12 protein-coding genes and 1 tRNA gene are annotated in these 14,044 nt (G+C 66.5%); 10 read left to right on the top strand and 3 right to left on the bottom strand.

The genetic code is table 11. From position 1 onward, the window contains the following. Positions 1 to 116 precede the first annotated feature (116 nt). The 3 genes from AB0L58_RS33530 to AB0L58_RS33520 all read right to left on the bottom strand — a co-directional run bounded on the left by AB0L58_RS33530 (position 117) and on the right by AB0L58_RS33520 (position 1,948). Positions 117 to 189, bottom strand: a tRNA-Arg gene (locus AB0L58_RS33530). A gap of 127 nt (positions 190 to 316) precedes the next feature. After that, a complete protein-coding gene (locus AB0L58_RS33525; protein WP_364393264.1) occupies positions 317 to 1,039 on the bottom strand; it encodes a DUF305 domain-containing protein in 723 nt (240 codons plus the stop codon). Then, the gene (locus AB0L58_RS33520; RefSeq protein WP_364393261.1) at positions 1,040 to 1,948 is read right to left on the bottom strand and encodes a DUF3105 domain-containing protein; all 909 of its coding nucleotides are present in this window, start codon (positions 1,946 to 1,948) and stop codon (positions 1,040 to 1,042) included. It abuts the gene before it with no gap. A gap of 112 nt (positions 1,949 to 2,060) precedes the next feature. Between AB0L58_RS33520 and argS the strand changes: the two genes are divergently transcribed. From argS to prmC, 10 genes are all read left to right on the top strand, one after another. Continuing rightward, positions 2,061 to 3,719 carry an arginine--tRNA ligase gene (gene argS, locus AB0L58_RS33515; RefSeq protein ID WP_364393259.1) on the top strand — a complete coding sequence of 553 codons (1,659 nt, stop codon included), beginning with the start codon at positions 2,061 to 2,063 and terminating at the stop codon, positions 3,717 to 3,719. Beyond that, the gene (gene lysA, locus AB0L58_RS33510) at positions 3,719 to 5,137 is read left to right on the top strand and encodes a diaminopimelate decarboxylase (protein WP_364393256.1); all 1,419 of its coding nucleotides are present in this window, start codon (positions 3,719 to 3,721) and stop codon (positions 5,135 to 5,137) included. The genes argS and lysA overlap by 1 nt, the downstream gene beginning before the upstream one ends. Next, entirely contained in the window at positions 5,134 to 6,543 is a 1,410-nt protein-coding gene (locus tag AB0L58_RS33505; protein ID WP_364393254.1) for a homoserine dehydrogenase, read from the top strand. The genes lysA and AB0L58_RS33505 overlap by 4 nt, the downstream gene beginning before the upstream one ends. Before the next feature lie 23 nt (positions 6,544 to 6,566). Further along, positions 6,567 to 7,688, top strand: coding sequence for a threonine synthase (thrC, locus tag AB0L58_RS33500; RefSeq protein WP_364393473.1), 1,122 nt, complete (start codon positions 6,567 to 6,569; stop codon positions 7,686 to 7,688). 25 nt (positions 7,689 to 7,713) lie between these two features. Further along, positions 7,714 to 8,670 carry a homoserine kinase gene (gene thrB, locus AB0L58_RS33495; RefSeq protein ID WP_364393252.1) on the top strand — a complete coding sequence of 319 codons (957 nt, stop codon included), beginning with the start codon at positions 7,714 to 7,716 and terminating at the stop codon, positions 8,668 to 8,670. Positions 8,671 to 9,101: 431 nt separating this feature from the next. Continuing rightward, positions 9,102 to 11,033, top strand: coding sequence for a transcription termination factor Rho (gene rho / locus AB0L58_RS33490; RefSeq protein WP_364393250.1), 1,932 nt, complete (start codon positions 9,102 to 9,104; stop codon positions 11,031 to 11,033). Between the two features lie 121 nt (positions 11,034 to 11,154). After that, positions 11,155 to 11,277, top strand: coding sequence for a hypothetical protein (locus AB0L58_RS33485; protein WP_364393248.1), 123 nt, complete (start codon positions 11,155 to 11,157; stop codon positions 11,275 to 11,277). A gap of 429 nt (positions 11,278 to 11,706) precedes the next feature. Further along, on the top strand, positions 11,707 to 11,937 hold the full coding sequence (gene rpmE, locus AB0L58_RS33480; RefSeq protein ID WP_062982643.1) for a 50S ribosomal protein L31: 231 nt from the start codon (positions 11,707 to 11,709) through the stop codon (positions 11,935 to 11,937). Between the two features lie 84 nt (positions 11,938 to 12,021). Further along, on the top strand, positions 12,022 to 13,092 hold the full coding sequence (gene prfA, locus AB0L58_RS33475) for a peptide chain release factor 1 (RefSeq protein ID WP_364393244.1): 1,071 nt from the start codon (positions 12,022 to 12,024) through the stop codon (positions 13,090 to 13,092). A 9-nt stretch (positions 13,093 to 13,101) separates the two neighbouring features. Beyond that, positions 13,102 to 13,974, top strand: a complete 873-nt coding sequence (prmC, locus tag AB0L58_RS33470; RefSeq protein ID WP_364393241.1) for a peptide chain release factor N(5)-glutamine methyltransferase — start codon at positions 13,102 to 13,104, stop codon at positions 13,972 to 13,974. The last annotated feature ends 70 nt before the right edge of the window (positions 13,975 to 14,044 follow it).

Genomic DNA, 14,044 nt, shown 5'->3' with positions numbered 1-14,044 from the left:
TGGCTGCGGCGACGACATCGGGTGCGGTTGTGACAACTCGCGACACCGAGGCGGGATGAAGTCCTCGGATGAGGAAGGCCCTGACCACATGCGCTGGTCAGGGCCTTCTTCGTGGGTGCCCTCGGCAGGATTCGAACCTGCGGCCTTCTGCTCCGGAGGCAGACGCTCTATCCCCTGAGCTACGAGGGCGGGATAGATCTCGAACGGTGCCGGTCAAGGCGGCCGATCGGGCGGGGCCAAGCGTATCGCATTGCTGGGCGTCCGCCAAAAAGTATGTCGGGCCGGGGAGTTTGGGTCTCCCGCCCGACACGATGGATCAGTTCTGTGGCAGTGGTGTCGCGTTGCGAGCGGTGAGCATGGTGGTGATGAGTTGGGCTTCGCCCTGCTGGGTGGTCGCCATGGTGGCGGCCAGGGTGCGCACCGCGGTGGTTTCGGCGTGCTGGGCCGCGTATTGGATCATCGCGAGTCCGCCCTGGTGATGGCGCAGCATCAGCTGCAGGAACATTGTGTCCAGGGCGGGGCCGGTGGCCTGGCGCAGCGCGGTCAGCTCCGCGGTGGTGGCCATGCCCGGCATGGATGCCGATCGGCCGGAGGACATCGTGTGGTCGGCGCCGGAATGCGAATGGCCGGCCTGCTCGGTCATCCAGCCCATGTAGCCGTCGACATTCTGGTTCGGCTTACCCCACATCTGCAGCCAGCCCTGCAACCGGCCGATCTGCCCCTGCTGGGTAGTCAGAATGTCGTAGGCCAACCGGCGCACATCGTTATCGGTGGAGCCGATGAGCGCGATACCGGCCATTTCGACCGCCTGCGCGTGATGTGCCGACATGTCCTGACTGAATCCGATATCGACCGCGCCGGGATCGGGCTCGCTATTGCTGTCCAGCGGCAGCCGAGCCAACACGCCGACCGCGAAGCCGATCAGCAGAATGCCGATCGCGCCGAGCACCAGCAAGGGCGTGCGCTGCCGCCGCGCCTGCGCACCCAACCCCGCGGAATCGCTCGCCACGTCCGGTTCGATTTCGGTATCCACCGGCATCTACTGCCCTTCCGTCGGCTGGGTCGGAATTCCGTTGGGCACACCAGGGATATTCGGCACCCCCGGAATGTTCGGCATACCGGGCAGACCACCCGAGGCGCCGCCGAGTTCGGTCTGGTCCTGGGACAAGCCCTTACCGTCCATCGGCACCGCGTCGGGTCCGGGTGGCGTCGGGTCGTACGGCGTCGGGTTGTTCGCGTCGAACGCCGGATTCGAGCAGCTCGCGCCCACCTCGGGGTAGGCGTACGGGTTCTCGCGCAGGGCGGTGATGAATTGGTTGACCCGCTTGTCGTCGGCACTGTCCAGCTTCAGCTGGTGCCCCCAGGATTGCAGCGTCACCGCCGACGCCAGACCGGGGAATGGCGACATCAACGTGAACGGCTTACCTTCGACCTTCTGCTTCAGCGTGTCGATGCCCGCCGCGTCGACCTTGTCGGGGTTGTAAGCGATCCACACCGCACCGTGTTCGAGCGAATGCACCGCGTTCTCCACCCGGATGGGCTTGCTGTAGACCACACCCATGCAATTCGCCCAGACCTGATCGTGCGGACCACCGAACGGCGGCGTCTGGTCGTATGCGACGCGCTGCGTGCCGGCCACATGCAGGCCCGCCGGATAGTCCTTCTTGGTCACCCCGGCGATCTCTTCCGATGGATCCTTCTTCTGTGCGCTCGGTGTGTACTTCTCGAGTTCGGCCTTGTCCCGATACTTCGGCACCAGGCTGAACGCGAGCGCACCGATCAATGCGATGATCACTACGGCGGCTCCGATGACCAACCAGGGGATCTGGCGCTTCTTCAACGGGCCCTTGCCCATCGGAACCTTGCCGCCGCCCTTTTTTCGCGACGGTGCGACCTTCCCTGCGGCCCGGACGGCCTTGGCCGATTTGGCGCTCGTGCTGCTCGGCATAGCTCGCTTTGCTCTTTCCACGTATTGATCCACGGTGCTGGGTGGTTGCGGAGGGCTCCGCCGAGGTGCCCACTCGAGGCGTACACCTGCCCAGACCATAGGATAGAGACTCGTGACTCCAGCTGACCTTGCAGATCTCCTTCGCGCGACCGCGGCGAAGGTGCTTGTCGAACGTGGACTGGACCCTGCGGTCCTGCCTGACGAGGTCAACGTGGAGCGCCCCCGTAATCCGGAACATGGCGACTATGCCACGAATGTGGCCATGCAGGTAGGTAAGAAGGCCGGAACGAATCCGCGCGACCTGGCAACCTGGCTGGCCGATGCGCTGGCCGACGCGGACGGCATCGCCACTGCCGAGGTCGCCGGTCCCGGCTTCCTCAACATCCGACTCGCCGCCTCCGCGCAGGGCGTGATCCTGCAACAGGTATTGACCGCGGGCGCGGCCTACGGCACCTCGGGCACCCTGAACGGCACGCGGATCAATCTGGAATTCGTGTCGGCCAATCCGACCGGTCCGGTACATCTGGGCGGCACCCGCTGGGCCTCCGTCGGTGATGCGCTCGGCCGCATCCTGGCCGCACAGGGCGCCGACGTGACCCGCGAGTACTACTTCAACGACCACGGCGCACAGATCGACCGCTTCGCCAAATCCCTGGTCGCCGCTGCCACCGGCGCCCCGACCCCGGAGAACGGCTACGCCGGCGAATACATCGGCGAGATCGCCGCCAAGATCGTTGCCGCACATCCGGAGGCGCTGACCGTGCCGGAAAGCGAGCAGCTCGAACTGTTCCGCGCCGAGGGCGTCGAATTGATGTTCGCTCACATCAAGGAGTCGTTGCATGAATTCGGCACCGATTTCGACGTGTACTTCAACGAGAGTTCGCTATTCGAATCCGGTGCGGTCGAACAAGCCGTCACCAAGCTGAAGGATTCCGGTGACCTCTACGAAAAGGATGGGGCGTGGTGGATCGCCAGCTCCGTATACGGAGACGATCAGGACCGCGTCGTCCTCAAGAGCGATGGCAATGCCGCCTATATCGCCGGTGATATCGCCTATTTCCAGAACAAGCGCTCGCGCGGCTTCGACCTGTGCATTTACATGCTCGGCGCGGACCATCACGGCTATATCGGCCGGTTGAAGGCCGCCGCGGCCGCCTTCGGCGACGATCCGGCCACCGTCGAGGTACTCATCGGCCAGATGGTGAATCTCGTCAAGGACGGTGTGGCCGTGCGAATGTCCAAGCGTGCGGGCACCGTGGTGACCCTCGACGACCTGGTCGAGGCCATCGGTGTCGATGCCGCCCGGTACTCGCTGGTGCGCAGCTCGGTCAACTCGAGCATCGATATCGACTTGAACCTGTGGACCAGCCAGAGCAACGAAAACCCGGTCTACTACGTGCAATACGCGCACGCCAGGACCGCGTCCATCGCGCGCAATGCGGCCGAGTTCGAATACGACACGGTGACACCGGATTTCGGTCTGCTGACCGCCGATGAAGAGGGTGAACTCATCCGCACCCTCGGCGAATACCCGCGCACCGTCGCCAGTGCCGCCAGCCTGCGCGAACCGCACCGCGTCGCACGGTATCTGGAGGAACTGGCGGGTACTTATCACCGGTTCCAAACCAATAAGAACCTGCGCGTACTGCCCCTCGGCGACGAACCCGTCACGCCGACCAATGCCGCCAGGCTGGTCCTGGCCAACGCCACCCGTCAGGTGCTGAGCAACGGCCTCGGCCTGCTCGGCGTCAGTGCACCGGAGCGGATGTGATGAGCGCCCATCCTGCCGGTCCCCGGCACGCGGAAATCCCACACGCACCCAGCCTCGCGGAGCGTCCGAGCAGTCCCGAGCAGATGATCGATCTGCCCGCGAATGTCTGGCCGCGCAACGCTTCTCGCGATGCGAACGGCGTTGTGCACCTCGCCGGTGCGCCGGTACCCGAACTCGCCGAGCGGTTCGGCACCCCGCTGTTCGTGGTCGACGAGGACGACTTCCGTTCCCGCTGCCGCGATATGGTCGCCGCCTTCGGCCCGGATGCGCGAGTCCACTACGCCTCCAAGGCATTCCTGTGCGCTGAGATCGCTCGCTGGATTCGCGACGAGGGCCTGTCCCTCGACGTCTGTTCCGGCGGCGAGCTGGCCGTCGCATTGCACGCGGGCTTCCCGGCGAACCGAATCGCATTGCACGGCAACAACAAATCGGTCCCCGAGCTGGCCGCCGCGGTCGAGGCCGGCGTCGGCCACGTGGTGGTCGATTCGCTCATCGAGATCGAGCGCCTGGAGGCCGTCGCGGGCCGCGCCGGAGTGGTGCAGGATGTGCTCGTCCGCGTCACCGTCGGCGTGGAAGCTCATACCCACGAATATATTTCGACCGCACACGAGGATCAGAAGTTCGGTTTCTCGATCGCGGGCGGTGATGCCATGGAGGCGCTCGCTCGCGTCTTCGAGGCCGATAATCTCCGGCTCGTCGGTCTGCACAGTCATATCGGTTCGCAGATCTTCGAAATCGATGGGTTCGAGATCGCCGCACGCCGCATGCTCGGCCTGCTGCGCGAGGCCATCGACAAGTTCGGCATCGAGCGCACCGCGCAGATCGCCACACTGGATCTCGGTGGTGGACTTGGTATTTCGTATCTGCCCAATGACGATCCGCCGCCGCTCGACGAATTCGCGGCGAGCCTGCGCAAGCTGGTCGCCACCGAGGCGAGCCGCGCGGGTCTGCCCGAGCCGAAGATCGCCGTCGAACCCGGCCGCGCCATCGCCGGACCGGGCACGGTCACCCTGTACGAGGTCGGCACCATCAAGGACGTCTCGCTCGACGGCGGACTGCGCAGGCGCTATGTCAGCGTCGACGGCGGCATGAGCGACAACATCCGCCCCGCGCTGTATCAGGCCGACTACGACTGCCGCCTGGTCTCGCGCTCCTCCGACGCCGCGCCCGTGGTCGCTCGAGTCGTCGGAAAGCATTGCGAGAGTGGGGATATCGTCATCCGCGATACCTGGATGCCCGCCGATGTCGGCCCCGGTGATCTGGTCGCCGTCGCCGCGACCGGCGCGTACTGCTACTCGATGTCCAGCCGGTACAACCAGTTGACGCGTCCGGCGGTCGTCGCGGTGCGCGACGGTGTGCCGCGACTCATTCTGCGCCGGGAAACGGTGGCAGATCTGCTCAGCCTGGAGGTGCAATGAACGCAGTATCGCGTAGCGATTCCATCGGAGGCGGTGGTCGGGCGACGGGTGGGCCTGACGCTGCGAAGTTCGGTGTGTGGGGAACCGATCGTCCGATCGGAGTCGCGGTCCTCGGGATGGGCAATGTCGGCACCGAGGTGGTGCGGATTCTGCGCGACCACGCCGATGACCTACGGGCCCGCGTCGGTGCGCCGGTGGTGCTGCGCGGTGTCGCCGTGCGCAACCCGGACGCCGACCGCGGTATCCCGGCCGAACTGCTGACCACCGATGCCGATGCGCTGGTCGCCCGTGACGATGTCGATCTGGTGGTCGAGGTCATCGGCGGCATCGATCCGGCACGCCGCCTCATTCTGGCCGCGCTCAACGCGGGCAAATCCGTGGTGACCGCCAATAAGGCCCTGCTGGCCGACTACACCGGCGAACTCGCCGCCGCCGCCGAGCGCAATCGCGCGGATCTGTATTTCGAGGCCGCCGTCGCGGGTGCGATTCCGGTGGTGCGCCCGCTGATCCAGTCCCTGTCCGGTGACCGGGTGAACAAGGTCGTCGGCATCGTCAATGGCACCACCAACTTCATCCTCTCCGCGATGGACGAGACCGGTGCCGATTACGAGGTGACCCTGAAAGAGGCCACCCGCCTCGGCTACGCGGAGGCCGATCCGACCGCCGACGTCGAGGGTTACGACGCCGCCGCAAAGGCCGCGATCCTGGCCTCGCTGGCCTTCCACACCCGGGTGACCGCGGCCGACGTGTACCGCGAGGGCATTTCGAAGATCACCGCCGAGGATCTCGAGACGGCCTCCGCGCTGGACTGCACGGTCAAGTTGCTCGCGATCTGCGAGCGGGTCGCCGCCGGTCCGGGCGAACCGAGCCCGGAAGAGGGCGGCAAGGAGCGCGTCTCGGTGCGCGTCTACCCGGCCCTGATACCGCGCAAGCACCCCTTGGCCGCGGTTACCGGCGCCTTCAACGCGGTGGTCGTCGAGGCGGAGAACGCCGGTCGGCTGATGTTCTACGGTCAGGGCGCGGGCGGTGCCCCGACGGCGTCGGCGGTACTCGGCGATCTGGTGATGGCGGCGCGCAATAAGTTCTTCGGTGGACGTGCTCCGGGCGAGTCGGTTTATGCTGAGCTACCGATCGCGCCGATGGGCGATACGCCCACGCGCTACCACGTGAACCTGCAGGTCGCGGACCGACCCGGGGTGCTGGCCAAGGTGGCGGGCGAATTCGCCAACCACGAAGTGAGCATCTCCACGGTCCGTCAGGAAGGACACGGCGAGGGTGCGCGCCTGGTCGTGGTCACCCACCACGCTTCGGAGTCGGCGCTCGCGGACACCGTCGCCGCCCTGGCAGAGATGGAATCCGTCACATCCGTGACCAGCGTTCTGAGATTGGAAGGCACCAACGAATGACAACTGCATCGCGCAGCGATTCGATGAGGGGTGGCGGTCGCGCGGCGGGTGGGCGTACGGCTGGCGTTGCGCCGCAGGCCGGGGTGCACTCCCGGTGGCCCGGCCTGATCGCCGCCTATCGCGATCGGCTGGCCGGCGCCGCCGACTGGGAGCCGGTCACCCTGTACGAGGGCGGCACCCCGCTGGTGCCCGCACCGCATCTGTCCGAGCTGACCGGATGTGATGTCTATCTCAAGGTGGAGGGCCTGAACCCGACCGGATCCTTCAAGGACCGCGGGATGACCATGGCCATCACCGACGCGAAGTACCGCGGCCAGCAGGCCGTGCTGTGCGCGTCCACCGGCAACACCTCGGCATCGGCCGCCGCCTATGCGACCCGGGCCGGGATGAGCTGTGCGGTGCTGATTCCGCAGGGCAAGATCGCCATGGGCAAGCTGGCCCAGGCCGTCATGCTCGGCGCGAAGATCATCCAGGTCGACGGCAATTTCGACGACTGTCTCGAGCTGGCGCGCAAGGTCACCGCGGAATTCCCGACCGTCGGTCTGGTGAATTCGGTGAATCCGGCTCGCATCGAGGGCCAGAAGACCGCCTCGTTCGAGATCTGCGATGTGCTCGGCAAGGCACCGGATGTGCATGCCCTTCCGGTGGGTAATGCGGGCAATATCACCGCCTACTGGCGCGGTTACCGCGAGTACTACGCCGACGGCATCACCACCGGGCTGCCGCGCATGCTGGGTGTACAGGCCGCCGGTGCCGCGCCGCTGGTCAATGGCGCCCCGGTGAAGGAGCCGGAGACCATCGCCACCGCCATCCGAATCGGCGCGCCCGCGTCCTGGAACGGCGCGATGGAGGCCAAGGAGCAGTCCGGTGGCGCCTTCCGCGCCGCCACCGATGACGAGATCCTGGAGGCATACCGACTGGTCGCCGCGACCGAGGGTGTTTTCGTCGAGCCCGCGTCGGCGGCCAGCATCGCGGGCCTGCTCGCCGCGCGCAAGGAGGGTTGGCTGGATTCCGGGTTGACCGTCGTATGCACGGTGACCGGCAACGGCCTCAAGGATCCGGATAACGCGCTCGCGGGAATGCCGCAGGTGCAGCCGATTCCGGTCGACCCGATCGCGGTCGCCCACGAACTCGAGCTGGCCTGAGTTGACTTCGCGCGATAGCCAACTGATGACAAGGACACTGCCCGCCGGTCTGTCCGTGACCGCGCGGGTGCCGGGGTCCAGTGCCAATCTCGGCCCCGGATTCGATTCGCTCGGTATGGCTTTGGGCATCTACGACGAGATCGAGGTGCGCACTACCGATTCCGGCCTTACCATCCGAGTGGAGGGTGAGGGTGCCGACGATGTGCCATGGGGCCCTTCGCATCTCGTTGTGCGCGCGATCGAACGCGGTCTGGAGGCGGCGGGCGTCTGGGCCGACGGTCTCGATGTGGTGTGCCGCAACGTGATTCCGCATTCGCGCGGTCTCGGTTCGTCAGCCTCCGCGGTGGTCGGCGGACTTGCCGCGGGGTGCGGGCTCGCCGCGAAACTGGATCCGGCATTGGCCATCGGCAGTGACCAATTGGTCCAGCTCGCATCGGAATTCGAAGGTCATCCGGACAATGCCGCGGCCAGCGTGCTCGGCGGAATCGTGGTGTCCTGGACCGAAACGGCCGCGGACGCGGGCAACGACGGTGCCGTGGCGTCCGATCACGGCCGCGTCTACCGTGCGGTGCGCCTGGATCCGCATCCGACATTGCGTCCGGTGGTGCTTATTCCCGAAGAGCGCTCATCGACCGCGCATACCCGCGGCCTGCTGCCCGAGGTGGTGCCGCATGGCGATGCCGCGTTCAATGTGAGCCGCGCCGCACTCGCGGTCGTCGCCCTGACCCAACGGCCCGACCTGCTCCTGCCGGCAACCGCGGATCGTCTGCACCAGACCCAGCGCGCGCCCGCTCTGCCACTGACCACCCACTGGATCGCCCGGCTGCGTGCGGCCGGGATCGCGGCCACGGTATCCGGTGCCGGACCGACTGTACTGGCCTTGGGTACCAGCGAATTCCCCGCTGAACTCCGTGAACTCGCGGCCATCGAGGGGCTCCGCGTGGTCGAGCCGGGACTCGCGAAAGGCGTCCAGGTCGACTGACGGCGCGTCTGCCTTGCCGAGGTTCCAGGTTGCCAGCTATCCTGAGCACGTCCGTACATCGTGCGCATCAGACGCCGGTGCTTCATCAGGGCAATCGCTCCAGCAGGCTCCAGGCTCGAGCCTCCAGGCCATGGGGGTGCTGCGTAGCTGCGCAACTGGAATGATCTCTCCCACCTTTCAGGAACTGGTGGCGAAGCCGCCGGTCCGGCGGGGCAGGTGATACGGCAAAAGCGCCGGTCCGAGCTGTGTGTTCGGCCCTCGCATCCGAGTCCGGCAGAATGCCCGGACTGCGGGACGAAACCCTCGAAACAGCACACGGCAGTCGAGGGAAGGAAAGGATTTCCGTGACAGATACGGACCTGCTCGCGACACCTGGGGTCGATTCCAACCCGGCAGGGGACCGCGAAAGTGACTCCGGACAGATTTCGAAGATGAGCGAACAAACCGACGTCGCACGATCGGGGCTGACTGGAATGTTGTTGCCGCAATTGCGAGCGCTCGCGGGGGAGCTCGGTATCCGAGGCACCTCTGGAATGCGCAAGGGCGATTTGATCGCCGCCATCAAGGAAAATCAGGCCGGAAAGTCGGCGAAGGCGGAAAAGTCCGCGCGTGGCGAGGTGAAGTCCAATGCGGACGCCGCCAAGGCGGCGCCGGCCAAGGCCGAGCAGGGCACCCTCGACGTGGCGCCCGCCGCTGCCCCGGCGAAGGAGGCGCCCGCTCCGGCGAAGGAAGCCCAGGCCAAGGACGCTCCGGCCAAACAGGCTGTCGCGAAGGATGCCGTCGCCGAGCCCGTGGCGCCGCAGGCGGCCGAGAAGTCGGCCGACTCGAAGTCCGATGCGCAGGCCGAGGCTGCCGCGCCGGCGGAGACCACCGAGGATTCCGGTCGTGAGGGCGGTCAGCGTGGTCGCGGCAGGCAGCGTCGCGGTCGCGACCAGACGCGCGCCGGTGGCGAGGCCACCGCGGCCGAGGGCCGTGGTGACGAGCCCAAGCAGGAGCAGGAGCAGGGCGAACGCCGCCGCGAACGCAACCAGAACGGCAGTGCCAATGGCGGCCGCGGTGGCGAGGGTGGTGGCCGCAGCGAGGCCAGCCGTGGCGGTGACGAGGACGAGGGCGGTCGCGGTCGGCGGGGACGCCGGTTCCGGGAACGTCGTCGTGGTCGCGACCGCGACGGTGGCACCGGTGGCGGTGAGGCCCGCGAGCTCGAGATCCGCGAGGACGATGTCCTGCAGCCCGTTGCGGGCATTCTCGATGTGCTGGACAACTACGCCTTCGTGCGCACCTCCGGCTATCTGGCCGGACCGAACGACGTGTACGTCTCGATGAACCTGGTCCGCAAGAACGGCCTGCGCCGTGGTGACGCGATCACCGGTGCGGTGCGCGCCCCGCGCGACGGTGAGCAGAGCAACCAGCGCCAGAAGTTCGATCCGCTGGTGCGTCTGGATACCGTCAACGGCGGTGAGGTCGAGGCGGCCAAGCGGCGCCCCGAATTCTCCAAGCTCACCCCGCTGTACCCGAACCAGCGCCTGCGCCTGGAGACTCAGCCGAACAAGCTGACCACGCGCGTCATCGACCTGATCATGCCGATCGGTAAGGGCCAGCGCGCCCTGATCGTCTCCCCGCCCAAGGCCGGTAAGACGACGATCATGCAGGACATCGCGAACGCCATCGCCATCAACAACCCGGAGGTCTACCTCATGGTTGTGCTGGTCGACGAGCGTCCGGAAGAGGTCACCGATATGCAGCGTTCGGTGAAGGGTGAGGTCATCGCCTCGACCTTCGACCGTCCGCCGTCAGACCACACCTCGGTCGCCGAACTTGCCATCGAGCGCGCCAAGCGCCTGGTGGAAATGGGCAAGGACGTCGTGGTGCTGCTCGACTCGATCACCCGATTGGGCCGCGCGTACAACAACTCCTCGCCCGCCTCGGGCCGCATCCTCTCCGGTGGTGTCGATTCGACCGCGCTGTACCCGCCCAAGCGGTTCCTCGGTGCGGCGCGCAATATCGAGAACGGTGGCTCGCTCACCATCATCGCGACCGCCATGGTCGAGACCGGTTCCACCGGTGACACGGTGATCTTCGAGGAGTTCAAGGGCACCGGTAACGCCGAACTCAAGCTGGACCGCAAGATCGCGGAACGGCGGGTATTCCCGGCCGTCGACGTCAACCCCTCCGGCACTCGTAAGGACGAGCTACTGCTCAGCCCCGACGAGGCGGCGGTGCTGCACAAGCTGCGCCGCGTACTGTCCGGCCTGGACTCGCACCAGGCGATCGATCTGCTGATCGACCGCCTGAAGAAGTCCAAGAACAACCTCGAGTTCCTGATGCAGGTCAGCAAGACCGCACCGGGCGCGCTCGACGAGTGAATGAACGGGGGCTCCGCTCAGGCGGAGTCCCCGTACTTTTTGCGCATACGCCACGACTGATTCCAGCTGGGAGCCGACGGAGCGTCCTTTCGGCGTCCGTGGGCTGAAGAAGGCGAGACCGATGGCGGCCGCGCCCGCGATCATGAAGGCCAGGATGATCGCAGTCGTGCTGGCCGGGCTCCCGGTGCTCGCCGCGGTATCGGCCGGATCGAACTGTGCGGCGGTGGGTTTCGCGTACGTGTAGGTATCCGGGCGATCCGGAACGGCAAACCAGCCGACCGCGACAGTGAGAATCAACGAAACGAACACCGCCAGCGCGATGCGGCTGTTCATAGGCTTCTCCCTTCTGTCTCGGCACGCCGATGTGCACCACGGCTCCAACTCTATGAACAGGGCTGTTCGCATTCATGAGTAGCGGACTACCCGAATTAAGGGTTCCGTAAGAACACGATCACCGCGTGCCCGTAGTTCAATTGGCAATGAGACTCGGGGACTACCCAGGGCGGGGAACAAACCGGGGGCCGGGGGCGTTTTGGGAGCGTAACCGCCGTTCTGGCATACTGAACGGTCGTTGCGTCTGCTCCGCTGAGCAGGCCTCCCGCCTAAGTCGGCTCCGGTTCACGTCCTCGCGATCTGCGCGGGCGACCCGGCGGCCAATATCGAGAGGACACCCATGAAGGCAGGAATTCACCCGGCATATGTCGAGACCACGGTCGTCTGTGGTTGCGGCAACACCTTCCAGACTCGCAGCACCAAGGAGTCGGGACACATCACCGTCGAGGTCTGCTCGCAGTGCCACCCGTTCTACACCGGCAAGCAGAAGATCCTCGACACCGGTGGTCGCGTGGCCCGCTTCGAGGCTCGCTACGGCAAGCGTGCCGGCAAGAAGGCCGACGCAAAGTAGCTTCCTCGCCGACGCCCGGTCCTGCACTGCAGGCCGGGCGTCGGCGCTTTTGTGTGGCCGGTAGGGATAAAGAGAGGAAGCATCGTGACGCAACCATCCGCGATCGATGACATTCTGGCCGAGCACGCGGGCCTGGAGACGCAGCTCGCGGATCCGGCGCTGCACAGCGATCCGGGTGCCGCGCGCCGGGTCGGCAAACGTTTCGCCGAGCTGGCCCCGATCATGGCCACCTACAACAAGCTGAAGTCCACGCGCGAGGATCTCGCCGCCGCGCAGGAACTCGCGGCCGACGACGCATCCTTTGCCGCCGAGGTGCCGGGCCTGGAACAACAGGTCGACGAGCTGGAGCAGACCCTCGCGGATCTGCTCGCGCCGCGCGACCCGCACGACGGCGACGATGTGGTGCTCGAGGTCAAGTCCGGCGAGGGCGGTGAGGAATCGGCACTGTTCGCCTCGGATCTGGCCCGTATGTACGTCCGCTATGCCGAAAGGCATGGCTGGAAGGTCGAGATTCTCGATGTGAACATCTCCGACCTGGGCGGCTACAAGGAGGCGACCATCTCCATCAAGAGCCGCGACGCCGCGCGCGACGGCGTCTGGTCCCGCTTCAAATTCGAGGGCGGCGTGCACCGCGTCCAGCGGGTTCCGGTGACCGAATCGCAGGGCCGCATCCATACCTCGGCGGCCGGCGTGCTGATCTACCCGGAGCCCGACGAGGTCGAAGAGGTGCAGATCGACGAATCGGATCTGCGCATCGACGTCTACCGCTCCTCCGGTAAGGGCGGCCAGGGCGTCAACACCACCGATTCCGCGGTCCGCATCACCCATCTGCCCTCGGGCATCGTGGTGACCTGTCAGAACGAGCGCTCCCAGCTGCAGAACAAGGCCCGCGCCATGCAGGTGCTCGCGGCTCGATTGCAGGCGCTCGCCGAGGAGCAGGCAGATCAGGAAGCCGCTGCGGGCCGGGCCTCCCAGATCCGCACCGTGGACCGCTCCGAGCGCATCCGCACCTACAACTTCCCGGAGAATCGCATTACCGATCACCGCATCGGCTTCAAGGCGCACAACCTCGACGCCGTACTCGACGGTGATATGGACGCACTCCTGGATGCCCTCGGCAAGGCGGATCGCGAAGCCCGAATGGCCGCCGAGTAAGGACGAGCCATGACGCGTCTGGCATTGCGCCCCGCCATCAACCACGCGGTCGAAACGCTGCGGGCCGCCGGCGTACCCAGTCCGCAGGCCGACGCCGAACATTTGGCCGCCCATCTGCTCGGTGTCGAGCGGACCAGACTGGCGCTGACCCCGCTGGTCGCGCCGGAGCTGCTCGCGGAATACCGCGCGCTGGTGGCACGGCGCGCGCAGCGGATTCCGCTGCAGCACCTGACCGGTACCGCGGCGATCGGCGCGATCGAACTCGCGGTCGGGCCCGGCGTTTTCGTGCCGCGTCCCGAGACCGAGCTGCTGTTCGCCTGGGCACTGGCGCAACTGGAGGCGCTGCCGCACGATCACCGGCCGGTCGTCGTCGATCTGTGCACCGGCTCCGGTGCGCTGGCACTTGCCATTGCCCAGGCGCGCCCGGATGCAGATGTGCGTGCGATCGACATCGATCCCGCGGCCCTGCAATGGGCGCGCCGCAATGCCGACCTGCGGATTGCCGAGGGCGATACCCCGATCACCCTCTACGCCGACGATGTCACCGACCCGAATCTGCTCACCGAACTGAGCGGTGTCGTCGACCTCGTCGTCGCCAATCCGCCGTACATCCCCGAAGGTGCCGAACTCGATCCCGAGGTCGTCGATCACGATCCGCATCTGGCCCTTTTCGGCGGCCCGGACGGACTGGACGTCATCCGTCGGATGATCCCCACCATCACCCGCCTGCTGCGTCCCGGCGGCTCGTGTGCCATCGAACACGACGACACCAACGGCTCCGCTCTCGCCGCTCTACTGGCCGAACGCGGGGATTTCACCGATATCGTCGAGCACCCGGACCTCGCGGGCAAGCCCCGTTTCGTCGCCGCAACCCGCGGTTGATCCGACTCGCCTCGGCGATCGACGGATCGAACCAACCCCGCCGATGGTGGCATCGAGTGGCACCCGTGAC

It is taken from the genome of Nocardia sp. NPDC052112 (assembly GCF_040680135.1).
Classification (GTDB): Bacteria; Actinomycetota; Actinomycetes; order Mycobacteriales; family Mycobacteriaceae; genus Nocardia.
Note: the sequence above shows the minus strand (reverse complement) of the source record. Positions and strands in the feature narration are given on the sequence as shown.

Excerpts from the sequence above, each read along its gene's own strand:
- thrC (WP_364393473.1), top strand. The coding sequence starts at position 6,567 with ATGAGGGGTGGCGGTCGCGCGGCGGGTGGGCGTACGGCTGGCGTTGCG.
- thrB (WP_364393252.1), top strand. The coding sequence starts at position 7,714 with ATGACAAGGACACTGCCCGCCGGTCTGTCCGTGACCGCGCGGGTGCCG.
- AB0L58_RS33485 (WP_364393248.1), top strand. The coding sequence starts at position 11,155 with ATGGCGGCCGCGCCCGCGATCATGAAGGCCAGGATGATCGCAGTCGTG.
- AB0L58_RS33520 (WP_364393261.1), bottom strand. The coding sequence starts at position 1,948 with ATGCCGAGCAGCACGAGCGCCAAATCGGCCAAGGCCGTCCGGGCCGCA.
- AB0L58_RS33505 (WP_364393254.1), top strand. The coding sequence starts at position 5,134 with ATGAACGCAGTATCGCGTAGCGATTCCATCGGAGGCGGTGGTCGGGCG.
- prmC (WP_364393241.1), top strand. The coding sequence starts at position 13,102 with ATGACGCGTCTGGCATTGCGCCCCGCCATCAACCACGCGGTCGAAACG.
- lysA (WP_364393256.1), top strand. The coding sequence starts at position 3,719 with ATGAGCGCCCATCCTGCCGGTCCCCGGCACGCGGAAATCCCACACGCA.
- rho (WP_364393250.1), top strand. The coding sequence starts at position 9,102 with ATGAGCGAACAAACCGACGTCGCACGATCGGGGCTGACTGGAATGTTG.
- AB0L58_RS33525 (WP_364393264.1), bottom strand. The coding sequence starts at position 1,039 with ATGCCGGTGGATACCGAAATCGAACCGGACGTGGCGAGCGATTCCGCG.
- rpmE (WP_062982643.1), top strand. The coding sequence starts at position 11,707 with ATGAAGGCAGGAATTCACCCGGCATATGTCGAGACCACGGTCGTCTGT.